The sequence below is a fragment of the Microcoleus vaginatus FACHB-2002 genome (assembly GCF_040004035.1).
In the GTDB taxonomy this organism is placed as follows: Bacteria; Cyanobacteriota; Cyanobacteriia; order Cyanobacteriales; family Microcoleaceae; genus Microcoleus; species Microcoleus vaginatus_C.
Map to the genome: position 1 here is coordinate 57,402 of NZ_JAMPLN010000006.1, position 26,878 is coordinate 84,279.

Sequence of the window (26,878 nt, forward strand, 5' to 3'; positions counted from 1 at the left end):
TCAACCGTCAACTGTCAACTGTTCAAACAGCAGCTAAACGCGATCGAATTTCGGTATCGGTATACTCAGGCGTCCAGCCTTCTTTAGTGGTAAAATAGCGCACCGCTTTAACTTTCCGGGCTGCTGTCAAATAAAACCAGTGTTCTGTATTCGCCGGCACGTTGATAAATTCTTCCGGCTGCACTGTGAGTTCGACTTGGCTGCCGTCGGGCCGCACGAAGCCGAAAATTCCCTCGCCTGCTACGATATAGCGGACTTCATCATCGGCGTGGATGTGGCACTTGTTGAATTTGGACAGCAAGGTGTCCAGGTTGGGAATGTCTGGGTGCAGTACAATTAAGTCGCGATCCTGATAGCCTGCACTTTCCGACAACTGTTGAAAGTAGCCGTCGAGAGCTTGCAGCACTTGCTCTTTTTGATTGTCGTCAAGAGCATCTTTAGCTAACAAATTTTGAATTTCAGCGCTGTCACCCACGGGCCAGCGGTTGAGTTGAATGTTTAAGGAAGCGAGTTCTCGGGTAATGTCGCTTTGTTGAGTGTAGGTTGTACCGTTTTCGAGTTGCAGGATAGCCATTTTTGCACGTTCCAATTTTTGGGTGAGGCGATACACAGGCACTGTGAAAGATGTTTGTCGATCGTACCTGTACCAGAATCACAATTTTAACGCTAATTTGAACAGGCAAGGTGCCTGTTCCACAACAGTTGAATATTTGTCGCGATAATATTGATAAGTCAGGCGCCAGCTAGCACCAGCAGCGATGGCATTACTGATATCTTAAATGTAACTTTTGCAACAACTATGCCTACTTATACTGGAATTTCTAGCGAAGCATTTCAGCATCCCCTCGATCGCCAAGCTGAGGAAGCGCTGCGAAGCGTGCCTGGATTTGACTTAATTGCCAGCAAATTTGTAGAATTTGTCTACGAACGACCGCAATTCGTTTACCTAATGGGAAATAGCATTCAAGTCGGGCCCCGCCAATATGCCAGCATTTATCATATATTTCGGGAGTGCGTGCAGGCTTTAGATGTTTTTCCTGAACCGGGTTTGTTTGTTTCTCAGAATCCCTCAGTTAACAGCTATGCCCTGGGAAAAAACCAGCCTTATGTAGTATTAAACACTGGTCTTTTAGACTTGTTGGACGAGGCGGAACTGCGGGTAGTCTTGGCTCACGAGTTGGGACACATTAAATGCGGCCATCCAACTTTAAATCAAATGGCGATGTGGGCGATGAGCGTCGCATCGACAATTGGCGAGATGACTTTCGGTTTGGGAAATATGGTCGGTAGCGGTTTAATTTTCGCTTTTTACGAGTGGCGGCGCAAGGCTGAATTGTCGGCAGATCGGGCGGCTTTGTTGGTGACAGATGACTTGAATAGTGTGATGAAGACGATGATGAAACTTGCGGGAGTTAGCAGTAAATATGCTGACCAATGCAGTTTGCAAGAATTTATCCGCCAGTCTGACAACTATCAAGAACTCGATCGAGACAATCTCAACCAAGTGTATAAATTTTTACTTTACAACGGCGGCCAAGGCGTGATGCTGAGTCACCCTTTCCCGGTGGAAAGGCTGAGGTATTTGCGAGACTGGGCCAGTTCCGAGGAATACCGCCAAATTAAGCTAGGGAACTACAAGCGGGCTGTAGCTGAGGGTGCGGTTGATGTGAAGTCGCAAACGCCTAACAGCGAGACGGAGGCTTTGCGCCGTCAAATTGAAGAGTTGCAGCGGGAGATCGAGAGGCAAAAATCAAAGCGAAACTAAGTTTAAATTCCTCGTTTCCAGGCTGTGCCTGGGAACCAGCTAAATGTTTTGTTGAAGATTTACCGGATTTGAGGGAGGGGGAAACGTAAAAGGAAGGTAAACCAGTGAGAGACTTACTCGCAACTGGCCTCCAATCTAAAAACTGTCCCCTCCTTTCGGAAATCTGTTTCTGAGGAGGTGTAGTTTAAATCAAGAGAAGCTTATAAATCAACGGGGCTAAAAAAAATGAATATTGATAACGCAATGAATACTAACAAGCCAACTTCTAATTTTTTCGGCAATGTGGGAAAAGTCGCGATCGCCATGATTCTTCTGGCCGGTGGCATGGTATTTACAAATCCTGGGAGAGACCAATACCTAACTTATGCTTCCGGCGTACTCCAAACCGAGTTGGAAAGCACTGTGTGCAAAGATTCTCGCGTTCCGAAAGCTTTGGGCGGCATTACAGATACTTTGATCGGCAGTTGCAAGAATTTGCTGACTTCGCAGCGGGGCACGATCGAAAGCTTGCTCGACAATACAACGCAGCGTCAAAATTTAGGTGTGGTCAGTATTTACACAACTGAATTAGGTAAAAAAAGCTATCAAACGGTTGGAGCTTTTGGTAATTTTGTGACGCTGCCACCTAGTTCTGAAAATGGTCAAAATTAGACTCTAATTAAGTTCAATTGTTGAAACCGGGTTTTGTAGAAAGCCCGGTTTTTGCTTACGTAATTCTCTCAATAAATTCGGAGATCGGTAGCACCTATTTTTAATGAGGCCCGCTAATAGAGACAAAATATTAAGTTTTATTAAAGAAGAAAAGTTATTGTACCACTTAATATTAACATAAACGCTATAAAGTTTGATGTTTAAAAAATAAGCAGATGGGAATGCAATTAAGTAAGGGTGAGAGATTTAATATCTCTAAAGAAGCGCCCGGTTTGAAAAAAATGGCGATCGCCCTCGGTTGGCAGGTGACAGAGGCAGGACAAAGCTACGAGATTGATGTCTCTGCCTTTATGCTAGGTGCTGACGGCAAAATACCTAACGATAAATATTTGATATTTTACAATAATCTGCAATCCGGTGACAGTTCGGTACTGCAAGTGATTCGAGATAAAAACAACAGAAGTCAAGAGAATAAGACTATTTACGGCGTTATTTTAAAAAGAGTTAATCCTGAAATTGAGGAAATAACTTTTGTTGTCACTATTCACGAAGCGGATAAAATTAATGCAAATTTTAGCAATATCAAAAATGCTTTTATCAAAGTTTCCAATTTGGATACAAAAAGCGAACTGGTTCGGTATGAATTAAAAGAGAACTTTTCGCGAGAGACTGCTGTAGAATTTGGTCGTTTGTATAGAAAGAATGGAGAGTGGAGATTTCAAGCGGTAGGAGCAGGATATCAGTCAGGATTGCAGAGTTTTGTGGATAAGTATTGCAGCTAAAGTAGTAATAATATTGCTCCAATTCCTCACGAGTTGGCAGCGGGAACTGCCGATGATTTGCAGTTTCCGGCTGGGGAGTTGGAGGTGGAGTCAGAACCGGAAGCGGAACAGTCTCGTCTGGAGCTTTTGGTAACTTTGTTACCTTGCTACTTAGTTCTGAAAATGCTCAAAATTAGGGTCAAATTAAGTTCAATTGTAGAAACCGGTTGGGGGAGAAAGCCAGGTTTTTAATTACGTAATTGTACTTAAGTAAGTCTCAATAAATTTCAGATACAGGCAGCACATATTTTTAATCAAGCCCGCTATTAAAAGCAAAATATTAAGTTTTATTGAATAGCAAAAATTATCCGGGGACTTAATATTAACATGAACACTATAAAGTTTGATGTTTAACAAATAAGCAGATGGCAATGCAATTAAGTAAGGGTGAGAGATTTAATATCTCTAAAGAAGCGCCCGGTTTGAAAAAAATCGCGATCGCCCTGGGTTGGCAAGTGACAGAGGCAGGAAAAAGCTACGAGATTGATGTCTCTGCCTTTATGCTAAGTGCTGACGGCAAACTACCTAACGATAAATATTTGATCTTTTATAATAATCTGCAATCCTGTGACGGTTCGGTACTGCAATCGATTTCTGACAAAAACAACCGAGGTCAAGAGAATAAGACTATTTACGGCGTTATCTTAGAGAAAATTAATGCTGAGATTGAGGAAATAACTTTTGCGGTCACTATTCACGAAGCAGATAAAATCAAGGCAAATTTTAGCAATATCAAAAATGCTTTTATCAAAATTACCAATTTGGATACGGGAAGCGAACTGGTTCGGTATGAATTAAAAGAGAACTTTTCGCGAGAGACTGCTGTAGAGTTTGGTCGTTTGTATAGAAAGAATGGAGAGTGGAGATTTCAGGCAGTAGGAGAAGGATATCAAGCAGGATTGCAGAGTTTGGTTGACAAGTATAAAAGCGGAAACAGCAATAATATTGCTCCCATTAGTAGGGAGTTGACAGCGGGAACAGCAGCAGATGATTTGCAGTTGCCGGCTTGGGATTTGGAGGTGGATTCAGAACCGGAAGCGGAACACTCTCGTCAGACTCGAAGGGTACAGCCATCACGAATTAACAATCAAGTTAATAATAATTCGCGAAGTCGCAAAATACCCGCAGCTTTATTAGCAGGTTTAGGGGTTTTGGTGTTGGGAACAAGTGTAGGGACGATCGCCTTAATGCGGGCAAATGAAACGCTGAAGCAAGCGAAAATACTGGCAGTTGAAACGCAGAATGCAGAGAAAGTCACAGATGTCAATTTGCTCAGAAGTTTCGATAAACGACTTAAAGAAACGATCGCCCATTTAGAGAAAATTCCTAACTTCCCTGGCTTTGGGTATCAACAAGCTAGAGCTGATTTGCTGAAACTGCGCCCGAGTTTGGTTCCAGTAGCGCAAAATTTACAGGCTGCAGAAAGTCTAGAAAAAGCTCAACAATTGGCGATGGAAGCTGCTGTGGTTGTGCAAAAACCGCCTCATCCGATAGAAGTTTGGCAGCAGTCGCAAAGTAAATGGCAACAGGCGATCGCACTTTTAGAAGTGATCGATTCACGTACACCTGTTTATAATCTAGCTCAAAATAAGTTATCTAATTACCGGGCCAATCGCGCTGTTATCAGTCAAAGAGTTGCGATCTCTCAAAAAGCTGCAAATTTCAGCAACCAAGGTTCTTTGAAAGTTCAAAAGGGAGATGTTCCGGGGGCGATCGCCAATTTTACTCAGGCTTTAACGCTGAATCCCAACATACCTCAAGCTTACCTCGGATTGGGAATTGCTACTGCAAAACAGGGAAACAAGCAGCAGGCAATTTACAATTACGATCGAGCGCTACAATTTAATCCTAACTTGGCAGAAGCTTATTTCGGTCGCGGTCAAGCATACTATGAATTGGGAAAAAAGCAACAGGCGATCGGGGATTACGAACAAGCTATTCGCGTTAATCCTAATTATGGTTTGGCTTATTTGGAACGAGGTGCTATTCGCTGTATGTTGGGAACCAAATCGCAAGCAGTAGCAGATTTTAACCAAGCTGGAGAACTTTTCTTAAAGCAGGGAGACGGAAATAATTACAAATTAGCACAAAGCTTTATTAATGATTGTCAAGAACCGATTGCAGAGGCTGCAATCTGCGATTATCGGAGGAAAATAGACTCCTTTGGCAGGCCCTGCGGTCGATCGGTTAATGTTCCGATTATAATTAGAAGAAAATCCGCGACTGCTACCTCAAACTCTGAGTCTACTGATGTTAAAAGCAGTAGCAGCGTTGAAAAAATCTCGCCTGCAAATTCTGATAGCAGCAGCACAAGAACTCGCAGCAGGAGAAGAAGTAAAAGGTAAACCCCAGTCACATTAGTCAATATAGCAACCGCCAAGACGGTTAGGACGTTGTTAATGGCTGAAACAATTGATTTTATTGCTTCTTCCTTCTTCCTTCTTCCTTCTTCCTTCTTCTTTCTGCTATAGATGACAAAATCTCCTGGTAAGCATCGATGGTTTGCTGGGCGATCGCCTCCCAGTTATAATGCTTTTTAGCATACTCTTGGCCGTTTAATCCCCGCCGTTGGCGCTCCTGTGGATTGAGAAGTGCTGATTTAATTGAATTGGCGATCGCCCCTACTTCCAAAGGTTCCACCCAACCAGCTTCTGCTTGCTGTATGTCTTCGGCAATATGTATGCGATCGGAAATGGCGACAGGTACACCCGCGGCCATCGCTTCTGCTACAGCAATGCCAAAGTTTTCGTAATAAGAAGGCAAGACAAATAAGTCGGCGTTTGTCAACAGTTCACTTTTTAAATCGCCGCTCACAAAGCCAGTTATTGTTGTGTATTGTGCTAATATTGAATTCTGAATTTGGACTTTAATTCTTGTTTCATAACCAGCATCTTGTGGGTTTGAACCAGCTAAAATAAACTTAAAACTTATTCCCGATGCCAAAATACTTTCTAATGCTGTAATTAGCAAATCAAGCCCTTTTTTAGGTTCAATCCGCGACATAAATAAGATGATTGGCACTTGAGATTCTCGCAATCTCTTAGGAAAAAAACCTGCTGTCACCCCCAATGGAATCACCAAATCTCGTGCCACGGGTATCTTGCCTGTGCAGTCCAAACCAAATCTTTCTGAGATTTTAGCTTCTTCTTTACTTGTGAAGTGAATTGCGGCTGCACCTGCTAAATTAGGGCGTTCTAAAACTGCTGCATAAATCTGTTTTAAGCGCTTTTTTTTCTGCAAATCGGCGGGATCAAGCATACCGCAGGGACGCATAATATATGGCAACTTGTGATATCTAGCAATTGTAGCAGCGAGGGTAGTTACCGGTGAGAAAAGAGCGTGAATGTGAGCCAGGTCAAATTGCCCCGCATTTTCATTTAACCACTGCAATAACGAGAGGGAAAATTTATATCTGCGCCAGGGAGAACAGCGGAAATAAATAATTTGATAACCGTTTTGTTTTATTGGTTGATTTAGAGGAACATCTAAGGGAGGTTGACCGATATCTCCGTTAGAATCTGTGGTAATAATTGTGACATCAATACCTTGGAAAGCAAGAGCCGCAGAAAGTCCGATTACCATTTGACTCGGCCCGCCGTAGACAAGGGAGATTGAAGGGATAATTTGGAGAATCCGCATCGGGGATAGTTATTTAAATCAACATACCAACACATCCCATTACAAATTTAATTATCTGCAAAAGGTTGCCCGTCTAGCTGTTCAGCTTCCTCTCTTTTTGTTGCTGTAATTTGGGTATTGTGAGCCATTGTCTTGGAAAATTCATACATTTCACTGGCTTTTGCTTCCGCCGCTTTCACAATTTCCAGGATTTCTAGGAGTAGGCTTTCATCTGGTAATTGTTTCATGGCAATGCTTCTAATCTCTCAACTACTTTGTCAATCATAATTTTCGATTCAGGAGCCATATGTAGCAAGGCTGCTAAATAATCTCCTGCTTTTTGAACATCTTCATCGGGCACACCAGCCATCAATACATTGCCCACAATGTGTTCTGCTTGTAAGCGAACACCTGCTACGCAGAATTGAAAATTACTGATCGAAGAAAAGTATTGCATCAGTATTTCATTTTGTGGAAAAAGAGACATTGCTCTTCTAAGTGCAAAAAGTCCCAGCGTTGCTTGGCGTTCGGTATCGTCTAGTACCTGGTAGAGTTCGCTAACCAAAGAGCGTATGTCGGGAGGAATAGACATTTACCACAGTTTTTTTTATTTAACACTTGCATTATAGCTAAAAGTTACAACAATTCTTTGTAGAATTCCAATAACTGCTCAGCTAAAGCTTTATTTGTATAATTGCTCATCGCTCGATGATAACCCCGATCGCCCAAATCAGCAGCCAACTCCCGCCGCTCCATCAATTGCTGCAAACACTCTCGCAAAACCCCTGCATTTCCTTCTGGGAATAATAACCCCGCATCGCCGATGACATGGGGAATTTCCCCGCAGTCGGAACCAATAACCGGAATGTGACAGGCCATCGCTTCAATTAAAACGTGACCGAATTGTTCTTTCCAGCCCACAGAGGTCAAAGTTTTGAATTTATAGCTGGTTTGCGAGGGCAATACCAAACAGTTCATTAAGTTAATGTAGGGAGGAATTTCTTCGTGGGAAACGCTTTCTACCCAGATTATTCGGTCGCTGATTCCCCATTCAATACATTTTTCCGCGAGATACGTCCGCAATTTTCCTTGTCCTACTAACAGCCACTTCCAAGAGCTTTTTTTCAAGCCTGCCAAAGCTTCAGCTAAAGTCAACAATCCTTTTTCTTCGACAAATCGCCCTACAAAGCCTACCACAAAATCGGTCGGTTCAATGCCGAATATGCGCGATAAATCAGCGTTTTTACCAGTGCGACGAAACAAAGTTTCATCTACTCCGAGTTGTGGCATTACTTTTACCGCACCTTGATAGCCCCGCTGCCGCAAAATTTTAGCTCCATCTAAGTTGCCTGCAATAATTCCGTCGGTGTGCTGAAGATTGTAATTTTCTAAGACTGAAACAGGCCAATTCAATTGATAAGGCAGATTCCACCAAGTAAATAGTATATTTTTTGCTTTGAATTTGAGCAGTTTATTTAATAAAATTAATTGAGCGCAAGCAAGGGATTTTGAACCTTGTTCAATTTGGATTATCTGGGGTCTAAAGTTTTGCAAAACTTTAATTAAATCAAAACCAAAGCTTAGCAATCCTTGATTGTTTTGACTAAAGTTGGAGACAGGGATTACTTTAAAGGAACCCTTTTGATAAAATTCCGTTTCTATAATTTTATTTTGAACCCCTCCGGGTTTCCAACGCTGCGGCACTACAACTGTTACTTCAATATCGGGTTCTAGGCTTGCTAATATCTTGAACTTTTCCCGGTTAATGTCCACAATATAGGTGTGACTGGCAACGAGAATTCTCATTTAGGGGAAGGGGGAAGGAATAGGGAATTATTGAGCGTTAATGTTGTCTTGATGGCTGTAAATTTGTCCATCATTCCACAGAGATTGAGTTACTGTATTTATAGCACTGAGAAAACCCAAGATATAAAAAGCAAATCTAGTTATAATTTTAATGGGCGAGTGGCTTTTATAACAAGGCGGATTTCCCAAAACGTGGCAGTCAAAGAGTTTGGCAAAAAATCGCAGGCATTGAAAAGCTGTTAAATTTTTCAATCCCATTAGAAAGTGATTGTGATAAAATGTGATTTGATATTCGATCGATCGCGTGCTGACATCGTGACACCCGCCGCTCTCTTCCCCCAAGTGAACTAAACACGCATTGGGATCGTACCAAATTTTCATGCCAGTCGATCGCAATCTCAAACAAAAATCCGACTCCTCCCGCACCGCACTACCTGCAAACCGCTCATCAAACCTCAGCCCCCATTCGGCAAAAACCTGCCTGCGAAATGACATATTGCAGCCTCTAGCCGAGAGCACCTGCTGCGGTTTGACTGTATGCACCAAATCGATAAAATACCAGGCAATGCCCGCATCCATAGCTTCTGAGGGCAAATATTCAATCGCCAAATCGCCTCCAGAATTATCCAGTTTCATTCTGTCCAAAACCCGGCCCGCCACACATCCCACATCGGGTTTTTCTAAATAGTTGTCAGCGTGAGCCGCTAAAAAACCCTCTGGCAATTGTACATCATCATCAATAAATAAAATAATCTCTCCAACTGCGCGGCGCACTGCATAATTTCGAGCTGCCGGCAAACTTGCCCAATCTACCCGAAACCACCGAATTTTGCCAGCATTTGCCAATTCCTCTAAATAAACTTGAGTTTCTGATTCGTGGGTGCGAGTTTGATCGATTACTAGCACTTCAAAATTCGGGTAATTTTGCCGAAGCGCATCAGCCAATGTCTCTCGCAGAGGTTGCTCGCGGTTGTAGGTGGGTATCACAACAGAAATCATCATTTGCAGTTGCCACTTTGCTTATTTCTCTACACGCCAAAGCCAGCCAGCGTCGGGTTTGTCAATTGGTGTAATGTTATATTTTTGCACTTTTTCTAGTTCAAATTGCAATGCTTCTGTAGGTCGGTAGAGAAATACATCGCTAAAACCATCAGGAATTTTGACTTGTTCGGGTTTAACTGCCAGCAAAAACTGTACTTGCGGCTTCAGCAGATAGCTGACAGACAGTATTTTTCCTGTGATGTTGTTGCCTCCGTGAGTGATTACTAAAGGTTTTTTCGCTTGATTGACAATCGCTGCTACTTGCGGATTATATTTAGTGCTAGAAGGATACTTGTTCCACCAAAGTTGCGACTGTGAGCTGACGGCACAAGAAACTATTCCACTCGATATTAACGCTATTAAACCAAGCTGCCACAGCTTTTGTTGGCGGGGATTGGTGGCGGCTGCAATTTTAGTAGTGAATAGATAGGCAACAGCTATCTGGATTGCTAAAATATAGGGAACCATATAGCGATCGGCAACGCCTCGCACTACTATCAATACTATCGCTGTAATTCCGATCCCTGTCAAGACAAACAGCCAAACTCGTTTGGGAGTTAAGCAGCAGAGCGAGTATAGTGAATGTGCGATCGCTAACAGCAATACGACCATTACAATCAGTCTCATTAAATCTGTAACCATATTGCTCGAACCCAATTTGATAATTCCGCCGGCCCAATGCGTGTCGATAAATATTCGGCAGGTGATGAGAATTAAAGGTTGAAGTGAAGACATCAAAGGCAGGGAAAAGCGGGGAAAGCCTACTGTTGACTCAATCTTTTCCGAGTTATCAACTAATATCCAAATCCAAGGCGCAAACATAATTATTGCTGCCGCTGAAGCTAGTAAATAAGCAATTAATGTCTTGCCAAAACGCCAATTTTCTGTGATAATTACATAAATGCCGTGGGCGAATACTACTAAAAAAAATAATAAACTAGAATAGAGTCCGAAAGTCAGGGCGATCGCATAAATAGACCAAACAGCCTTACTCAATAATTTAGATGTAGTCGGAGAATTTTGTAGGGCGATCGCCCGCAGCAGAATTGCATTCGACAGCAAGACGAGGACTGCAAACATCATGTAGGGTCTTGCTTCTTGCGCGTACAAGACGTGAAAGGGGGAAACAGCAACGATTGTAACCGCCATCCATCCCACAGACGCAGAGCGAAATAATTCCCAGCACAGCCAATAAATGCTGGGAAAAACTAACAAACTAATCAAAGCGGAAAGACTTCTGACAGTCGCCACTTGCGGGTCGAACAACTGCACCCAAAACCTGGCTAAAATAAAATACAGCGGCGACAGTTGAGGTTCTTCTGTAGCTAAACCTTTAACAGTATCTCGCCAAGTTTTTTCGGAATTTATTTGTTGGTATTTCCGCTGCAAATCTGCGACGCTAATTGTTTTGCCTTGAAAATCTTGCTGCACCATTTCCGTCCAAGTGTAGCCCGAAATTCGCAGCGAGGTGATAGATTCGTCGAACGAATAGACTTTGCTATCCAGATTAGTAAAGCGGAACCATATCCCCGTTATTAATATGACGACAATTAAAAATTTTAACGAAATGCGATGCAGCCGCCCCTTTTGAATTGATTTGGTGTTCATACAATCAGAAATGGGGAAATGAAGAAAGAAGGATTTAGTTATTTAGGACAGAGGGAATAAGCAAGAGGGAATAAAGAATGAGAAGTTAGTTTCAATAGCCCCTATATTTATCTAGAGGCTTCTTCCTTCTTCCTTCTTCCTTCTTCCTTCTTCCTTCTTCCTTCTTCCTTCTTCCTTCAGATTAATTCCCCATTTCCATCAGATAGCTATGTGTTGCTGAACGGCTAAAACTAAATTTTCAGTCCAGAAATTAGCCAATTCGGCGCTGGCAGCTTCCACCATAACTCGAATTAGCGGTTCAGTGCCAGAAGCGCGAACCAAAACCCGTCCCTGTTCGCCCATTGCTGTTGTAGCACGTTCGATGGCCTTTTGCATTGCCTCGCACTCCTGCCATTTCAGGCGTTTTTCGCGATCCTCCACCCGAATATTTCGCAACAACTGCGGATAAGTTTGGAAACTGCCACTTACCAAGTGTGCCAAAGATTGCCCGGACTGGCGCACCAGCGAAGCCAAATGCAAAGCTGTCAGCAAACCGTCGCCGCTGACACCGTAATGCGGACAAAGAATGTGTCCCGACTGTTCGCCGCCCAACATCGCACCAGTGCGCTGCATTTCAGCGTGAACGTACTGATCTCCCACGTTGGTTCTAGTTAGTTTACCCCCCAATTCTTCCCAAGCTCGCTCGAAGCCGAGGTTAGCCATTACAGTAGAAATAATTAAATTGGATGGTAACTGTTCGGAGTCGCGCAACTGCCGGCCCCACAGATAAAGAATGTAATCGCCGTCAATCGTTCGACCTTGGTTGTCAACACACAAAACTCGATCGGCATCGCCGTCAAAAGCAAATCCCAAATCGGCATTGTGTTCCAAAACAGCCGCTTGCAAACTGTCGAGATGAGTAGAACCGCAGTTAACATTAATGCGAGATCCATCAGGAGAGTCGTGCAAACAGATCACATCCGCCCCCATTTGCGCGAACACCGCCGGCCCCAAACCCGCGGCCGCCCCCCAAGCCAAATCCAAAACTATCCGCATTCCCTCCAAATTCATCTGTTGCAGCGAATCACAGAGCGAAGTGGCATAATCTTTAACCAACTCAGCTCGATGGTAGTGGTGTCCCCAACCCAAGCTAGCAATTGGAACCTTTGCCCCCCGGATTCCCGCTTCGATTTGTTCCTGTAACTGCTGCGACAGCTTCGAGCCGTTTGAGCCGAAAAACTTAATGCCGTTGTCTTCTGGGGGATTGTGAGAAGCCGAAATCATCACTCCGCCGACCGACTCCGAAACGCTTGCCAGATAAGCAACGCAGGGAGTGGGACACAATCCCAAATTCCACACTTCCAAACCGGCGGCCGTCAAACCCGCTGACAGTGCCATTGCCAGCATATCGCTGGAATTCCTGCTGTCTTGCCCCAAAATCACAGGCCCCTGGTTGGGGGAATTTTGGCGTAGAACTTGTCCAGCCCAGAAGCCCACTTGCAGGGCTAGGGGTGCATTCAGCAATTCTCCAACTTTCCCGCGAATGCCGTCTGTGCCGAAGAGTTTGGTATTTGGCAGGGGGAGGCTATCTCCCACCAGAATCGTATCGCGTTTGACTGGCTGTACCGAGTTAGCAGCCGGAAACTCGCTGCCACGAGGGCGCGAAGGTGTCTGAACCATATTCACTCCTTTAGGAATATTCACACTCACACTTTGGGTTCATGTTACAACTGAAAGTCTTTATTTTCAGCCTAAACTCCATTTATTTCGTCAATTGCTGAAGCAACTTGCTCTGACAACCTACGCACAAAGCTTAACTTCATCGGAAAAATTTGTATTGTACCCAAGGGAAAAACTTTTAGTACCGGGGGCGTGCCCACGCCACGAAACCCGGTTTCTTTCAGTCTCCAGGCGTGACGCTGCTGCGGTTTGAGCCTGTCAGGCACTGCGTGTGTAGAAAGTTAATGCTGTATTGCCGTATACTTTGTGGCGGCAAATTTCTAGACCGGAAATCGGTTGTGCCGATCGCTCCGGGCTGTGTTCGATCGCGATTTCGCCGTTTGGTGCTAGCATTTCTTGGCTGGCGATCGTGTTTAACACAGGTTCGTACAAGTCGCTGGCGTAGGGCGGATCGAAGTAAATGCGATCGAACTGCTGCCCCGCTAGTGCCGCCAACTTCGCCGTCGCGTTTCCCCGCAATATTTGGAAGGTTTGGGATGAGTCTGCTACTTGCTCCCAGTTTTGGCGGATAATCGCACAAGCTTTCGCCGACTGTTCGATGCCAGTGACACTCGCGGCTTGCCGACACAAAGCTTCTGCACCCATCGAACCGCTGCCGGTACAAATGTCAAGCCATCTGCAATCTGCGATCGTCCCTTGCCAAATATTAAATAAAGCTTCTCTGACTCGCGAAGGTGTAGGGCGAGTTGCGAGTCCCGGCAGGGTTTTTATTTGGCGATTGCCACAGATTCTTAGGCTCATTTAGGAAGAAGGAAGTTCGGCAACGGATTCTGTAACGGATGTAACGGATGTCAGGAATAAAAAAGAAGGAAGTTCGGCAACGAGCAATGTACGGGATGTAACGGATGTAACGGATGTCAGGAAGAAGGAAGAAGACTTTTAAAAATGTCAAACCCGGTTTCGGCAATCTACCGGGTTTTTTTTAAGATTCATGCCACCTAAGCAGGTACTTTTTCCCTCACTAGACTGACAAAATTTGACAGCATTTGCAATCCCGTACTCGAAGACTTTTCCGGGTGAAATTGCACGGCCATCAGATTGTCTTTAGCTATAGCCGCCGTCACGTTTTGACTACCGTGAGTCACCATTGCCGATCGCACTTCCCAATCAACAGGATCGACATAATAAGAATGCACGAAATAAACCCAAGGATCAGACGGTAAATTTTGCCACAGCGGCAAATTCTGCTGAGTCAATTCCAATTGATTCCATCCCATGTGCGGAATTGTCAAACCCGGTTCCGAGCGAAATCGGCGCACTTTTCCCGCAATAACCCCCAATCCGGGTTCTACACCTTCTTCGGAACTTTCAAACAGAATTTGCAAACCCAAACAAATGCCTAAAAAAGGTTTCCGCGAGGCGATCGCCCTTTTTATCGGTTCTATCAAATTGCGCGATCGTAAATTCTGCATTGCCGGGTCAAACGAACCCACCCCCGGCAAAACCACCGCATCAGCCTGCTCGATTATAGCAGGAGAATCTGTAATTTTTGGCACTGCACCCACATTTTCCAAGCCTTTACAGACTGAGTGCAGATTCCCCATGTCATAGTCCACTACTGCAATGACAGACATTGACTTACTTGCCTTATATTATCAATATCAGTATTATTGCACAAATATGACGGCGAAAATCCTGCTAACCTCATTTGATACTTGGCTTCCCCATCAGCAATCCAACTCTTCCGACGACTTATTAGCAAAGATTTCCCAAATCAAATCTTTGCCTAATTCCCTGACTTTTTTGAGGAAACTGCCTGTTGATTTTCAGCTAGCACCTAATTTAGCGATCGCCAAAATCCACCAACTCCAACCCGATACTATTATCTGCTGCGGCATGGCCGAAAGTCGGCAAAAATTAACCGTAGAATCTTGCGCTTGTTGCGATAGCGACATTCGGAAAACCGCAGTTAATCTCGAACCGCTAGTCGCTGATTTAGCTGCAACAGAAATCAGTCACGAAGCCGGAAAATTTGTATGCGAAGCCCTATATTATGCGGTTTTAAAACATATTTGCGATTCTCAAATAGCCGCTAAATGTATTTTCGTTCACGTACCAATTTTAACTGATGAAAACACCGAAAAGATTGTCGCCGATTTTTTATTAGTTATGCGACGCCTAACTCTCGCAACTAATAAATAGGTCGCTCTAATTCAACATAAAAATTTGTTTAGTATTCAGAAACCCGGACTTTTAAAGAAACCGGGTTTCTCAGTGTTAGTTTTTTTTACTAACAACTGCCAAGTGCCAAGTCATTAGCCGCCGTAATTCCAACCGGTGCTTTCTAGCAGCAACGGATTGCCTTCTCGGTGGACGCCGGCTGCCAAAACTTCTCCCACATAAACCGTGTGATCCCCGTGTTCCACGGCACCGACAACTTTGCACTCGATGTAACCCAGAGAATCCGAGATAATCGGACAACCAGTTTCCGCGCCCGGATAAAATTCTACATCCTCAAATTTATTGCCAACGCGGCGCTGCTGCTTGAAGAATTTCTGGGCTAAGTCTTTTTGCCCTGCTTCTAGGAAACTCAAAGCAAAGACACCGCTAGCTTTGATCATGGCGTGGGATTTGGAGTCTTGCTTAACGCAGTTGACAACTAAGGGAGGGGTAAAGGAAGATTGCATCACCCAGCTAGCGGTGAAACCGTTGACTTCCTCCCCGTCTTTGACACCGCAGATGTACAATCCGTGAGGGATTTTCCGCAAGATGGTCTTTTTAGCTTGTTCGTCTAGCACGGGCTTACCTGTTCGATCGATAATTCTACACCGCTCAGTTTACCAATGTCGGGTCCACAAACCCACCTGTCTTAAGGGCTATTCGCTAATATTGCCTTTTTCCATCCCAAACTTGACACCAGTTTTAAGTGAAAATTAACAACTCACAACTATCAAGAAACTCCATACTTTTTAAACCAATCTTGCATCCGTTTCCAAGCATCCTCAGCTTCTTTTTCCCGGTAACTGGGGCGATAGTCGGCGTTAAAAGCGTGGGGCGCATCTGGATAAAGCACAATTTCCGAACCGCTGCTACCAGTTTTGAGAACTTCCCGCATTTTCTCTACTGTATCGTTGGGAATTCCCTCGTCTTTGCCGCCGTAAAGCCCCAATACAGGCACTTTCAAAGTTGCTGCAATGTCGATCGGCTGTTTGGGAGTTAAAGCCGTAGAATCGCCAACCAAACGCCCGTACCAAGCCACTCCAGCTTTGACTTTCGGGTTATGGGAAGAGTACAGCCAAACAATTCTGCCACCCCAGCAAAATCCTGTAATTCCCAACTTATTAATATTGCCTTTTCCTGACTTTTGTGCCCAATCTACGGTTGCATCTAAATCGGACATAACTTGCTCGTCAGGAACTTTCGAGACAACTTTACTCCTAATTTCTTGAATGTCGGTCATTTTAGAAACATCACCTTGACGGGCAAACATTTCTGGGGCGATCGCTAAATAACCTAATTTTGCCAAACGGCGGCAAATATCTTGAAGGTGGGCGTGGACTCCGAAGATTTCTTGAATTACTAAAATTACTGGAAAATTGCTGCCGCTGGCTGGCATTGCTCTGTAGGCTGGAATTGAGCCGTCTTTTACGGGAATTTTTACCTCACCTGCAACTAAACCAGCAGCATCCGTATTGATAACGGCAGCCGCAATAGGATGAACTGCTAAGGTAAATCCGGCGCTTAATGCGGTGACAATGATAAATTGTCTGCGAGTTAAATCAGTCATGGCGATTTTAGATTTTAGTTTTTAGTTTTTAGATTTTAGATTGGGGAATTGAGAATTGGGAATTGGGAATTGGTAATTGGTTATTTCATAATTGCTCTTTCTTCCCTCTTCCTTCTTCCCTCTTCCTTCTTCCTTCTTCCTTCGATGCTCGGAAAAGCCGATCGTGCTCTGGATGGTACAAGCGCGATCGCCCTTCTGCCGATTTTCCCAACGCCGGACTAATCACATAGATTGTCGTTCTGATCAAATTATTTTCGCGCGTAGCAACGGCCATTTTGTCAAGGGGAACTAGCACAATTTTTTCATCAGGCCAGCCCAACCGATAACAAATCGCTACAGGCAAATCAGATGGGTAATGTTCCATCAATTTAGCTTGAGCTTTTTCGACATGGCGGGCACTCAAATACAGGCACAAACTCGCTTGATGAGCCGCTAAACTCGCCAATTCTTCGCGTTCCGGTACTTCAGTTCTGCCGCTAATTCGCGTCAAAATAATTGTCTGCACAACTCCCGGAACTGTCAACTCAATTTTAAGTTTAGCCGCCGCAAGTTGGAAAGCGCTAATTCCCGGAATTACCTCAAAAGCAATTCCCTCCGAGGCCAAAGCTTGCATTTGTTCGCCGACAGCCCCGTAGAGACAGGGATCGCCGGAATGGAGGCGGACGACGCTTTTTCCGGCCTGCACTCGTTGCACCATCAAAGGTACAATCTCTTCGAGGGTCTTATCCGCAGTTTGGATCACTTCAGCATCCGCGCGCACCCCCTGCAAAATTTGCTCTGGGACTAAGGAATCAGCAAATAATATGACATCGGCTGCAGCCAGTAATTTTTGAGCCTTAACAGTCAACAAATCCGGGTCTCCCGGACCTGCACCTACAATGTATACCCCTGGAATTAGGGCTTCAATCTCTGTCAAACTCATGGCTGCTAAAAAATTTGCTAAATTTACGGACTCTTCCGGATGTACCTATTTTGGTTGGAAGTAAGGGATGGTAGATGCACCCTGGTTTTGAACCCTAGAGACTAACCTCTCTGGGGTTTTTTATTGATCCTCTGGCACTTTCGGAGTGATCTTTGCCCGATCGCTATTGGGGGAGACAACATCGGGTAAAGGTCGATCGAGCAAATAAAGCCAAGCTAACCCGCCCAACCCTAGCACAATCCCAGTCAAGCTTACCATCTGTGCCGTCCGCAGCGGCCCGAACATCAAACTGTCAGTTCGCAACCCTTCAATCCAGACTCTACCCGAACTGTAAGCTGCGATATAAACCAAAAATAAAGCACCAATTTTCAAGCGAATTTTGCCCTGCAAATCGCGGAAAAACAAAGTCAGAAGCAACCCAAATACTGTCAAATTCCACAGGGATTCGTAGAGAAATGTGGGGTGGAAATATTCAAAATTAGCGTAGGCGGGCGGGCGGCTGTTTGGCGGAATATAGAGTTTCCAAGGCAAATCCGTAGGACTGCCAAAAGCTTCGGAGTTAAAGAAATTTCCCCAGCGTCCTATCGCCTGACCGAGAATTGCCGAAGGCGCGATTAAATCTGCCAATTGCCAAAAAGAAACTCGCTGAATTTTCGCAAAAATTAAAGCTGCGATCGTGCCGCCCAAAATCGCCCCGTGAATGGCAATCCCGCCTTTCCAAATCGCAATAATATCCTCTGGCCTCTGGGCGTATTGCTGCCACTCGAAAGCCACGTAATAAATTCGAGCGCAGGGAATAGCGCCCAGAACCAGCCAGATTGCCAAATCACCCAGCAATTCCGGGTTGACGCGGCGTTTTTGGGCTAAGTATTGGGACAGACTGACCCCAATCAAGACGGCAGAAGCTATCAACAGCCCATACCAGCGAATGGCTACGGGGCCAAGTTGAAAGATTATCGGGCCGGGCGATGTAAATTGAAACGCTAAGGGCAGCGCAAGAATATTTAGCACCATAAAAGTTGCATTAATTGTGATGGAAAGCTGTCAAATTTGCATACCCTTTAACAAACTCCAGAGTTTATTTTAGGTGGCTGCGGTCATTTACACGCAATATTTGGGGAATTTTGCCAAATATTAACTGGATGCTTGATTTTGCAGATTGCTGTCTGGAGTTTTTTTTGTGAGTCCACAATAAAAGCCCCCTAACCCCCTTTTTTAAGGGGGAACCGGATTATTCTTAAACTTCCCCTTATTAAGGGATTTAGCCGGATCGAGATTCCGCCTTCTGCTTTCTGCATAAGTACCTTCTGGAGGATTAACTGCCGCTTTGGTCGAGAAGTTTTAATATAGAGGATGGCTTTAAATTTTCTGATGACCTATGTCTCCTACTTCCGTTTCTCAGGTGTACTCTTCTGGTAATTCCAAGGGTGCGAATCAGTCTCGCAAGACTGCTGCTTTGGCTGTTGAGTCGGGTAAAATTCCGCCCTTGCTGGGGGCGAGTTTAGCTGAGTTAACGGAGTGGGTGCAGCAGCAGGGACAACCGGCTTATCGGGGAAAGCAGTTGTACCAGTGGATTTATGAGAAAGGTGCACGATCGATCTCTGACATTTCTGTATTCTCGAAACAGTGGCGCGAGACTGTTGCTAAAATTCCGATCGGGCGATCAACCATTCACTATCGATCGGTCGCACCAGACGCCACGGTAAAGTATCTCTTAAAATTGGCAGACGGTCAAATCATTGAAACAGTCGGCATTCCCACCGATAAACGGCTGACTGTGTGCGTCTCAGCCCAAGTTGGCTGCGCGATGGGCTGCGACTTTTGCGCTACGGGAAAAGGCGGTTTCAAGCGCAATTTAGAAAAACACGAAATCGTCGATCAAGTCTTGACAGTACAGCAAGATTTCGGCCGCAGAGTCAGCCACATCGTATTTATGGGAATGGGCGAACCCCTGCTGAATTTTGATAATGTTGTAGCTGCTGTCAAGTGTTTGAATCAAGACGTAGGGATTGGACAGCGAAACATCACCATTTCTACAGTAGGAATTCGGAATCGCATCAGCCAACTAGCTGAACATCAACTGCAAGTTACCCTCGCCGTCAGCCTCCACGCTTCCAATCAAAGATTGCGCGAAGAGTTAATTCCTAGCGCCCGCCCTTATCCTTTGGGTGAGTTAATCGCAGAATGTCGGGAATATGTGCGATCGACTGGACGCAGATTGAGTTTTGAATACGTACTTTTAGCAGGTGTGAATGACTTGCCAGAACACGCAGCCGAGTTAGCAACTCACTTGCGAGGTTTTCAGTGTCACGTCAATTTGATTCCTTACAATCCGATTCAGGAAGCTGAATATAAGCGACCTACTCCCAATAGAATTAACAGTTTCGTTGCGACTTTGAAGGAAAAGAAAATTGCAGTTAGCGTGCGGTATTCTCGCGGCTTAGAAGCAGATGCAGCCTGCGGACAATTGCGGGCATCCGAGGTTGAAAATTGAATTTTTAATCCCTAAAAATTGTCGTATGGTGCGTGAGCTCTGAGATGTTGCACCATTCTCAATTAGCCTTTTGCGGGCGGGCAGGATGCCCACCCCACAAGAAAACTCCGTCTTTGTGGAACAGGCCGGAAAGCCTGTTCTTGAGAATGGTGCAAGATGTGAGTTAGACCGCGTTATTTTATCAATCATCGATAAACTACTTTGTGACGCACCATACTAACTCTTTAAGCTGTTCTGCCTTTAAATTATCTGTCAAAAAAAATCAAAGTCTTGTGGGGTGGGCGTCTCGCCCGCCCTGAATATACAATTTAAATGCGCGACAGCTTACAAGCGTTTAACAAGTATCCACCGCAACTCTAACGGCGGTGTTTGTTGCACCGAAAATAAATCCCGCCCGCTAGCCCAACTGACAAACCAAGGTGTCGGCGGCCACGCCGAATCAGGCAAATGTTTTTGTTCGTATTGAATCACAGATTCATCAGAAATAATTTCTAACGGCAAACCCTCTATTGCTGCTTGCAATTCTTGTCTGGTAATCAGATAAGACCAACACAATTCAGACATTTGTTTTGCCATCTCATCGGGTTCGTACCCATCTACCGCTAAGAAAGTGCTGAATAAGATAAACCCGCCGCTTAAAACGGCATCGGACATTTTGCCGAGGAAAAGACGAATTTGTTCGGGGTAGCGGAAGTGGGAGAGAACTTCGGTAGCAATGGCTAATTTGTACCGATAAGTTTTCATCCTCAATAATGGGTCTAAAACGTCGCCTTGGGTGACATTTATCGGCAAGTTTTCGGCGGTGGCTGCTGCTGATAGTTTCTCGGCAAATATCGGCGTTAGTTCGATCGCATCCACGGAATGGCCTAACCTTGCTAAAGGCAAACTATTGCGCCCTGGGCCCGCACCGACATCTAAAATAGGTGCTTTTCCCGGTTCGCCTAATTCGGCGGCAATGGCGATGACTTTGGCATCGGGATGGCTGCCGAATAAAGGTTCGGGGCGAATATCCGGCCAGCTATGATATTTCTGGGCCATCGATTCGACTTGAATCTTGGTATTCAGAGTAATGCCGCCGGCTAAACCGGTTTGGGAATTAGCAGGAAAGTATGAGACTATGAGATTAGCGTGGGGGGAATTTTTGAATCCTTCTGCTAAGGCGTTGGCGATTAATGTTCGCAAGTTTTCGGCTTGGGCAGCGTCGATGTTTTGTCCGAGAATGTTTAAGAAGTCTGAGAGTAATTTAAGATAGTCGTCTAGCATCGATGGCAAGCAAGGCAGATAGAATTCTCCCTTGAGGCCGATGCTCCTTTTGAGCCTTTCTTTGAGAATTAATTTCAGGCGATTGGAGTCTGTCAGCGGCGGGCCTATTTCGAGTGATTCGCTGACAGGCAATTCGGGGATAGATGCAGCACTGGTGAGGTTTTTAGTCACAATATTTTCGATTAGATTCGGCAATAAGTGCGATCGCACCGAGCATAATCTTGTGCTCTTGCACCTGAATTCGAGCGTGCAGCGTTTCTGCGGTATCATCAGGCAATATCGGCACGGCAGCCTGCATTAAAATCGGCCCGCTGTCTACTTCTAAACGGGCGATATGCACCGTACATCCGGTGATTTTAACCTTAGCGGCCAGTGCTTGCTCGACAGCGCGAATTCCTGGGAAACTCGGCAGTAAGCTGGGGTGAATGTTAATAACGCGATCGGGAAAAGCATCAAACAAAACTTTGGTAACAATTCGCATCCAACCCGCCATCACTACCCATTCTACATCATATTCTTGAAAAGTTTTGACAATTTTTGTATCTAATTCTTCGCGGCTTTTGCAGTCGCGGTGATTGAGAAGAATCGAGGGAATGCCGTATTTTTCGGCTCTGGCTGCGGCTTTTGCTTCGGGGTTGTTGTAAATTAATACTGGGATGTTAGCGTTGAGTTGTTGGTTTTGGATGGCTTGGGCAATTACCTCGAAGTTGCTGCCGCTTCCTGATGCTAAAACTCCTAATTTTAATGGAGGATGGGCCGGAGCGAGTGCACTTTTGCCAATCTCAGGAGAAATCAGCCAGGCATTGGAATTAACAGATACTGGATTAGCGGTCATTCGATTTTAGATTTTAGATTTTAGATTGTGGATTGACCCCACGGATAAATTCGGGGGCTTGAGGATTTTAGATTTTAGATTGCGGATTGATTCCACGGATCAATCACGTGGCGGGTACCATCAAGAAATTCTTGGTCATAAAGATAAAAACTATTCACTCGTATTCTACTATAGAGGTAAAGGGTAAGGTGTGCTTCGGCGCACTCTACATGGAGATATTGCGTAGGCCCTAAGTATATTATTTTTTTTCGTTGACCGACTGATTCACTCCTCTTCTACAATATTATCAAAAAACTCTTCCCTGAGAATCGAATAAACTTTTAGATCCCAATATCTGCCTTTCACAAATAGGTGCTGTCGCAATACCCCTTCCAATTGCATCCCCACTTTTTCCATCACCCTAGCAGAAGCAATATTGTTAACTTCACATCGAGCCATAATTCGATTCAGCAACATCTCCCGAAAGCCGAATTCAATAACTGCATTGACAGCCTCGCTCATGTATCCTTCGCCCCAATAGCTCCTAGAGAGTGCATAGCCAATTTCCGCGCGGCTGTGGGTCATGCTCCATTCCACAAATCCACAAGTCCCGATAAACTTTTTGTCGGCTTTATGAACGACTCCCCAATCTACCAGCTCTCGTTTTTTGTACATTTTTGTAAGTGACTTTAGAAAATATTTAGTGTCTTCAATCGAGGTGTGACTTGACCACATTGTGTATTGTGATACTTCGGGATTTGAGGCATACTCAAACATATCGCTCGCATCATTTAAAGTAATTTTTCGGAGCAGGAGCCTTTCAGTTTCTATAGTGGGTAAATGAGTTAATATATCGAGAAGGTTCATTTGGACATTGACCTATATTGTGATACCATTTAAAACTAAAAGCTAAAATTTACAAGCCAATGGATCGGATTAAATTTGGGCGTTTTAACTGGTTGGATAATGATGCGATCGCAGCTTGGACTTTTCTGGCCCCAGCTTTGCTGTTTCTGGGTACTTTTTTGATTTGGCCGATCGCCTATTTATTTTACCTCAGCTTTACCAGCGGCAGCTTTACCCAGTCGGGAGTGCGTTGGATTGGCTTCAACAACTACTGGCGTCTAGTCACAAACCCGGATTTCTGGCAAGTTCTCCAAAATACGCTCTATTTTACTACTGCAACAGTCATTCCCAGTTTAGTGATTCCATTGGGTTTGGCAGTTTTGCTAAATCGCTCGTTTGCTTGGCGAGGAGCTCTCCGCACCGCTTATTTTATTCCTTCGATTACCTCTTTAGTTGCGGTTGGCTTGGGTTGGCGGTGGTTGTTTCAAACCGAAGGCCCGGTGAATAATGCGCTAAGTGCGATCGGCTTAAATCCAATTCCTTGGCTGAGTAGCACAGTTTGGGCAATGCCTGTGATCATTCTGCTCAGTGTTTGGAAACAATTAGGCTTTAATATGGTAGTATTTTTAGCAGGATTGCAAGCAATTCCGGTAAATCGTTACGAAGCCGCAGAATTGGATGGAGCTAATGCTTGGCAGCAATTTTTGTATATCACTTTACCCGGTTTGCGCCCGACTTTAGTATTTGCTACTGTCACTACTGCTATTTTTACTCTGCGGAGTTTCGAGCAAGTTTACGTCATCACCGGCGGCGGCCCTTTGAACTCTACTAATTTGCTAGTTTATTATATTTACGAGCAAGCTTTTTCGCAATTTGATTTTGGCTATGCAGCCGCTGCGGCAACTTTCCTGATGGCTGTAGCTTTGATATTAGTTTATGTTCAGCTTCGAGTTTGGGGCGAAGATGCTTGATATCACATCCGGTAGCATCCTTCGTGTATGGGCGGGGCGGGTTTACGAGATTGTTTGTTTAGGGGCATGATGGTTGGTAAACTCCCCCCTACGATCGCACAAATTATACAATTAACGATGCCCAATGCCCAATTACCAATTCCCAATTTTATATTCCATGTGCTCGGCTGTTTGTTCAGCTTGTGCTGTACCCAAAAGTTTGCCGACAACGTGCAAAGACATATCAATTCCCGCAGCAATTCCCCCAGAGGTGATGATTTTGCCGTTATCTACAAATCGCTGATTTTCGATAATAGTTGTGTTGGGAGCTAATTCTTTCAATAAATCCAATACTTGATGGTGTGTAGTTGCTTCCAAACCTTCCAACAAGCCAGCTTTTGCCAAAAGCAGCGAACCCGTACAGACAGAAAGGACTAATTCTGCTGTTGGCGCATAATCTTTTATCCAGTTAATAACTGCTGAATTATCGATTAACTTTCTCGTACCTTGTCCTCCCGGTACAATTAAAATATCCGGTGGCGGACAATCGGAAATGGTGCAGTCGGGATTTACACTCAAACCGTTGCGGGCGTTGACAGCACCGGGATGTTCGGCTACGGTAGAGACTGCAAAAGGTCGCTCGCCCTTACTTAATTCTGATGTCACCGAAAACACTTCAAAAGGGCCTGCAAAGTCCAGTACCTCGACATCATCGAACATTAAAATAGCTACGTTCCTAGTTGCCATAAGACCTACTTCTGATAGAGGCAAAAAATCTGGGCGATTTGTTATTGTAGAACTGATATAATTTAAATTATTAAAGCTATGCCGAAAAATATTCGCCATCGCGTCCTAACAATCTGTATTTTATGTCTGGCTTGCGCCTTAGCAATTGCTGTTGCGCCAATTGTCACGCCCGCTCAATCCACAACTCAATTAGAGTTTCGCATTACTCAATTAGAAAGGCAAATTTCTGAACTCAGGGGACAAATCTACAGCTTGCAGAACCAAGGTTCTAGAGTTAACCGGCCTCAGTCTCCTCCCCCTTCCGGTTCTGGTCGCACAAATCCTAGACCGCTGTCGGGAGACCCGATGTTTGACAATTTAGCAACTTTGGCAATTGAAACTAAGCAAGATGTTATTAAAATTCAAGAGCGCTTGTCAAAGCTAGAAGCGTCGAGAAATCGCTAGAGAAGGAAGAAGGAAGAAGGAAGAAGGAAGAAGGAAGAAGGAAGAAGGAAGAAGGAAGAAGGAAGAAGGAAGAAGGAAGGCGCGACACGGATACACGGATTAATTATTGAGCAAAAGTAGGGAGTCAGGAGTCAGGAGTCAGGAGTCAGAAGGAAGAGGTTCAAGGGAAGAGGGAAGAAGTCAGTAGTCATTAGTTACAAGGATGAAGTCATATTCTCGCCAACTCAAAACTCAAAACTCTCCCCCTCTCCTTCTCTCCCACTCTCCGACGTTGAGGTCGAGAAAAGCAGGGTCTGCTAAAAGTCAACTTGCAGAACTATTCAATGATATGGAAATAAAAGGCTGCAACCACAAAATTGATTGCTAACAGCAACAGAAACCAGCCTGCGCGAAATGGGTAAGGGAATTTGCCCGTTTTCATCACGGACTCGGATTTTAATTGGTTCTTCGCTATCTCTGGCATAGGTAAAGCTCCTAATTGATAATGTCACTCTATTTACAAATAGCAGAGAGCGTCGCACTTATGCACAATCCTCTAGAGTTATTTTTTGTAACAAGGAGTTTATACCGAGTTGAATTCAAATTAGTTTCAATCGCTCTCTCCGGCGTGGTAGGAACTGCGGACGAGAGGCCCCGATCGCACGCGCTCAAACCCCATCTCCCGCGCGATCGACCCGAAACGGTCAAATTCGGTCGGCGTCCAGTATTTACGCACTGGGAGGTGCTCTAGAGATGGTCTCATGTATTGACCGAGGGTGAGCCGATCGCACTTGGCATCCCGCAAATCAATCATCGCTTCGACTATCTCGGCTTCGGTTTCCCCGTGCCCCAACATCAAACCGGATTTGGTGGGAATAGTTGGGTCATATTGCTTAACAATACGCAGAACGTCGATCGAGCGATCGTACTTGGCCCCCCTCCGCACCGGCCCTTGCAAGCGACGCACCGTCTCAATATTGTGGTTGTAACAAGCCGGTTTAGCCTCCACCACCGTGCGAATCCGTTCTCGCTGCAACTCATCGAGGCCGAAATTCTCCCCCTCTGAACCCCTGCCCATTCCCCCCCAAAAATCCGGCGTCAGCACCTCAACTTCAGTATGCGGGTTAAGAAGGCGGATTTGGGCGATCGTTCTGGCAAACCAACCCGCACCCCCATCCGGCAAATCATCCCTCGCCACCGAAGTCAGCACCGCATAGCGCAAACCCAACAACTGCACAGCCTCGGCTACCTTTTTCGGTTCCTCCGGGTCTAGGGGCATCGGAGAATGACCTTTATCTACTTGACAAAAAGCACAAGCGCGGGTGCAAGTCTGCCCCATCAACAAAAAAGTCGCCGTTTTTTGCGCGTAGCACTCGCCCCGGTTGGGACATCTCCCCTCCTCACAAATCGTGTGAATTTGCCGCTGTTTGATAATTTTTTGCACTTGGGAAAGTTCGCTAGCTTTGCCAACGGGCCTACGCAACCACTCCGGCATCGCCTCGATTTCACCCCGCATTTGGGCGGCAACTGCTTTGACAGTAGGAGTTTTAGGAGTTTGGGGCGACATAAAATTAAGTGGCGATTGAGTTAATTCCTTCGATCGTATCCGAAATCAAAGCCCCTGAACTTGTAGGAGTATCACCCGAAATCAGAATCGCGCCTA

At 45.0% G+C, this 26,878-nt stretch carries 28 protein-coding genes; 8 read left to right on the forward strand and 20 right to left on the reverse strand.

Annotated elements, in window-relative coordinates; translation table 11 throughout:
• Window positions 1-22: 22 nt before the first annotated feature.
• Window positions 23-574, reverse strand: a complete 552-nt coding sequence (locus tag NDI35_RS07345) for a 1,2-dihydroxy-3-keto-5-methylthiopentene dioxygenase (protein WP_445312147.1) — start codon at window positions 572-574, stop codon at window positions 23-25.
• 225 nt (window positions 575-799) lie between these two features.
• Here NDI35_RS07345 and NDI35_RS07350 point away from each other — a divergent pair, with 225 nt between their 5' ends.
• The 4 genes from NDI35_RS07350 to NDI35_RS07365 all read left to right on the forward strand — a co-directional run bounded on the left by NDI35_RS07350 (window position 800) and on the right by NDI35_RS07365 (window position 5,582).
• The gene (locus tag NDI35_RS07350; RefSeq protein ID WP_333436059.1) at window positions 800-1,765 is read left to right on the forward strand and encodes a M48 family metallopeptidase; all 966 of its coding nucleotides are present in this window, start codon (window positions 800-802) and stop codon (window positions 1,763-1,765) included.
• Between the two features lie 225 nt (window positions 1,766-1,990).
• Window positions 1,991-2,416 carry a DUF4359 domain-containing protein gene (locus tag NDI35_RS07355; protein ID WP_445312148.1) on the forward strand — a complete coding sequence of 142 codons (426 nt, stop codon included), beginning with the start codon at window positions 1,991-1,993 and terminating at the stop codon, window positions 2,414-2,416.
• A gap of 221 nt (window positions 2,417-2,637) precedes the next feature.
• Complete coding sequence (locus NDI35_RS07360) at window positions 2,638-3,198, forward strand: TerD family protein (protein WP_445312149.1); 561 nt, start codon at window positions 2,638-2,640, stop codon at window positions 3,196-3,198.
• A 404-nt stretch (window positions 3,199-3,602) separates the two neighbouring features.
• Entirely contained in the window at window positions 3,603-5,582 is a 1,980-nt protein-coding gene (locus NDI35_RS07365; protein WP_445312150.1) for a TerD family protein, read from the forward strand.
• A gap of 73 nt (window positions 5,583-5,655) precedes the next feature.
• On the opposite strand, the gene hpsP is transcribed toward NDI35_RS07365, so the two are convergent.
• The 9 genes from hpsP to hisH all read right to left on the reverse strand — a co-directional run bounded on the left by hpsP (window position 5,656) and on the right by hisH (window position 14,603).
• On the reverse strand, window positions 5,656-6,876 hold the full coding sequence (gene hpsP, locus NDI35_RS07370) for a hormogonium polysaccharide biosynthesis glycosyltransferase HpsP (protein WP_445312151.1): 1,221 nt from the start codon (window positions 6,874-6,876) through the stop codon (window positions 5,656-5,658).
• Window positions 6,877-6,923: 47 nt separating this feature from the next.
• Complete coding sequence (locus NDI35_RS07375) at window positions 6,924-7,103, reverse strand: hypothetical protein (protein ID WP_332977946.1); 180 nt, start codon at window positions 7,101-7,103, stop codon at window positions 6,924-6,926.
• Window positions 7,100-7,447 carry a hypothetical protein gene (locus tag NDI35_RS07380; RefSeq protein ID WP_445312152.1) on the reverse strand — a complete coding sequence of 116 codons (348 nt, stop codon included), beginning with the start codon at window positions 7,445-7,447 and terminating at the stop codon, window positions 7,100-7,102. The genes NDI35_RS07375 and NDI35_RS07380 overlap by 4 nt, the downstream gene beginning before the upstream one ends.
• A gap of 44 nt (window positions 7,448-7,491) precedes the next feature.
• Window positions 7,492-8,661 (reverse strand): hormogonium polysaccharide biosynthesis glycosyltransferase HpsO, encoded by a 1,170-nt coding sequence (hpsO, locus tag NDI35_RS07385; protein WP_445312153.1) that lies wholly within the window; start codon window positions 8,659-8,661, stop codon window positions 7,492-7,494.
• A gap of 27 nt (window positions 8,662-8,688) precedes the next feature.
• The gene (hpsN, locus tag NDI35_RS07390) at window positions 8,689-9,663 is read right to left on the reverse strand and encodes a hormogonium polysaccharide biosynthesis glycosyltransferase HpsN (protein WP_445312154.1); all 975 of its coding nucleotides are present in this window, start codon (window positions 9,661-9,663) and stop codon (window positions 8,689-8,691) included.
• Window positions 9,664-9,681: 18 nt separating this feature from the next.
• On the reverse strand, window positions 9,682-11,310 hold the full coding sequence (locus NDI35_RS07395) for a glycosyltransferase family 39 protein (RefSeq protein ID WP_445312155.1): 1,629 nt from the start codon (window positions 11,308-11,310) through the stop codon (window positions 9,682-9,684).
• A gap of 198 nt (window positions 11,311-11,508) precedes the next feature.
• On the reverse strand, window positions 11,509-12,969 hold the full coding sequence (gene glmM, locus NDI35_RS07400) for a phosphoglucosamine mutase (RefSeq protein WP_445312156.1): 1,461 nt from the start codon (window positions 12,967-12,969) through the stop codon (window positions 11,509-11,511).
• A gap of 258 nt (window positions 12,970-13,227) precedes the next feature.
• Window positions 13,228-13,770, reverse strand: a complete 543-nt coding sequence (rsmD, locus tag NDI35_RS07405; protein ID WP_445312157.1) for a 16S rRNA (guanine(966)-N(2))-methyltransferase RsmD — start codon at window positions 13,768-13,770, stop codon at window positions 13,228-13,230.
• Between the two features lie 197 nt (window positions 13,771-13,967).
• A complete protein-coding gene (hisH, locus tag NDI35_RS07410; protein WP_445312158.1) occupies window positions 13,968-14,603 on the reverse strand; it encodes an imidazole glycerol phosphate synthase subunit HisH in 636 nt (211 codons plus the stop codon).
• On the opposite strand from hisH, the gene NDI35_RS07415 reads away from it, so the two are divergent.
• Entirely contained in the window at window positions 14,593-15,171 is a 579-nt protein-coding gene (locus tag NDI35_RS07415) for a pyroglutamyl-peptidase I family protein (protein ID WP_445312159.1), read from the forward strand. The genes hisH and NDI35_RS07415 overlap by 11 nt on opposite strands.
• Before the next feature lie 113 nt (window positions 15,172-15,284).
• On the opposite strand, the gene NDI35_RS07420 is transcribed toward NDI35_RS07415, so the two are convergent.
• From NDI35_RS07420 to lgt, 4 genes are all read right to left on the reverse strand, one after another.
• Complete coding sequence (locus NDI35_RS07420) at window positions 15,285-15,767, reverse strand: flavin reductase family protein (protein WP_015178074.1); 483 nt, start codon at window positions 15,765-15,767, stop codon at window positions 15,285-15,287.
• Window positions 15,768-15,919: 152 nt separating this feature from the next.
• Window positions 15,920-16,756, reverse strand: a complete 837-nt coding sequence (locus NDI35_RS07425) for a dienelactone hydrolase family protein (protein ID WP_445312160.1) — start codon at window positions 16,754-16,756, stop codon at window positions 15,920-15,922.
• A gap of 85 nt (window positions 16,757-16,841) precedes the next feature.
• Window positions 16,842-17,678, reverse strand: coding sequence for a precorrin-4 C(11)-methyltransferase (cobM, locus tag NDI35_RS07430; RefSeq protein WP_445312161.1), 837 nt, complete (start codon window positions 17,676-17,678; stop codon window positions 16,842-16,844).
• A 120-nt stretch (window positions 17,679-17,798) separates the two neighbouring features.
• The gene (gene lgt, locus NDI35_RS07435; protein WP_445312162.1) at window positions 17,799-18,692 is read right to left on the reverse strand and encodes a prolipoprotein diacylglyceryl transferase; all 894 of its coding nucleotides are present in this window, start codon (window positions 18,690-18,692) and stop codon (window positions 17,799-17,801) included.
• 364 nt (window positions 18,693-19,056) lie between these two features.
• Here lgt and rlmN point away from each other — a divergent pair, with 364 nt between their 5' ends.
• Complete coding sequence (gene rlmN, locus NDI35_RS07440) at window positions 19,057-20,172, forward strand: dual-specificity RNA methyltransferase RlmN (RefSeq protein WP_445312163.1); 1,116 nt, start codon at window positions 19,057-19,059, stop codon at window positions 20,170-20,172.
• A gap of 324 nt (window positions 20,173-20,496) precedes the next feature.
• Here the strand turns inward: rlmN and NDI35_RS07445 are convergent, their stop codons facing one another.
• From NDI35_RS07445 to NDI35_RS07455, 3 genes are all read right to left on the reverse strand, one after another.
• On the reverse strand, window positions 20,497-21,606 hold the full coding sequence (locus NDI35_RS07445; protein WP_445312164.1) for a class I SAM-dependent methyltransferase: 1,110 nt from the start codon (window positions 21,604-21,606) through the stop codon (window positions 20,497-20,499).
• The gene (gene purN / locus NDI35_RS07450; protein WP_445312165.1) at window positions 21,599-22,270 is read right to left on the reverse strand and encodes a phosphoribosylglycinamide formyltransferase; all 672 of its coding nucleotides are present in this window, start codon (window positions 22,268-22,270) and stop codon (window positions 21,599-21,601) included. Before purN ends, NDI35_RS07445 begins: the two co-directional genes overlap by 8 nt.
• A 264-nt stretch (window positions 22,271-22,534) precedes the next feature.
• Window positions 22,535-23,116, reverse strand: coding sequence for a GNAT family N-acetyltransferase (locus NDI35_RS07455; protein ID WP_445312166.1), 582 nt, complete (start codon window positions 23,114-23,116; stop codon window positions 22,535-22,537).
• Between the two features lie 59 nt (window positions 23,117-23,175).
• Between NDI35_RS07455 and NDI35_RS07460 the strand changes: the two genes are divergently transcribed.
• The gene (locus NDI35_RS07460; RefSeq protein ID WP_445312167.1) at window positions 23,176-24,066 is read left to right on the forward strand and encodes a carbohydrate ABC transporter permease; all 891 of its coding nucleotides are present in this window, start codon (window positions 23,176-23,178) and stop codon (window positions 24,064-24,066) included.
• A 132-nt stretch (window positions 24,067-24,198) separates the two neighbouring features.
• On the opposite strand, the gene NDI35_RS07465 is transcribed toward NDI35_RS07460, so the two are convergent.
• On the reverse strand, window positions 24,199-24,792 hold the full coding sequence (locus NDI35_RS07465; protein WP_445312168.1) for a DJ-1/PfpI family protein: 594 nt from the start codon (window positions 24,790-24,792) through the stop codon (window positions 24,199-24,201).
• Between the two features lie 78 nt (window positions 24,793-24,870).
• On the opposite strand from NDI35_RS07465, the gene NDI35_RS07470 reads away from it, so the two are divergent.
• Window positions 24,871-25,236, forward strand: a complete 366-nt coding sequence (locus NDI35_RS07470; protein ID WP_445312169.1) for a hypothetical protein — start codon at window positions 24,871-24,873, stop codon at window positions 25,234-25,236.
• A gap of 316 nt (window positions 25,237-25,552) precedes the next feature.
• On the opposite strand, the gene NDI35_RS07475 is transcribed toward NDI35_RS07470, so the two are convergent.
• Window positions 25,553-25,699: a photosystem I protein PsaX gene (locus NDI35_RS07475; RefSeq protein ID WP_333046472.1), complete on the reverse strand. Its 147-nt coding sequence runs from the start codon at window positions 25,697-25,699 to the stop codon at window positions 25,553-25,555.
• 126 nt (window positions 25,700-25,825) lie between these two features.
• The gene (lipA, locus tag NDI35_RS07480) at window positions 25,826-26,782 is read right to left on the reverse strand and encodes a lipoyl synthase (protein WP_445312170.1); all 957 of its coding nucleotides are present in this window, start codon (window positions 26,780-26,782) and stop codon (window positions 25,826-25,828) included.
• Window positions 26,783-26,878 lie beyond the last annotated feature (96 nt).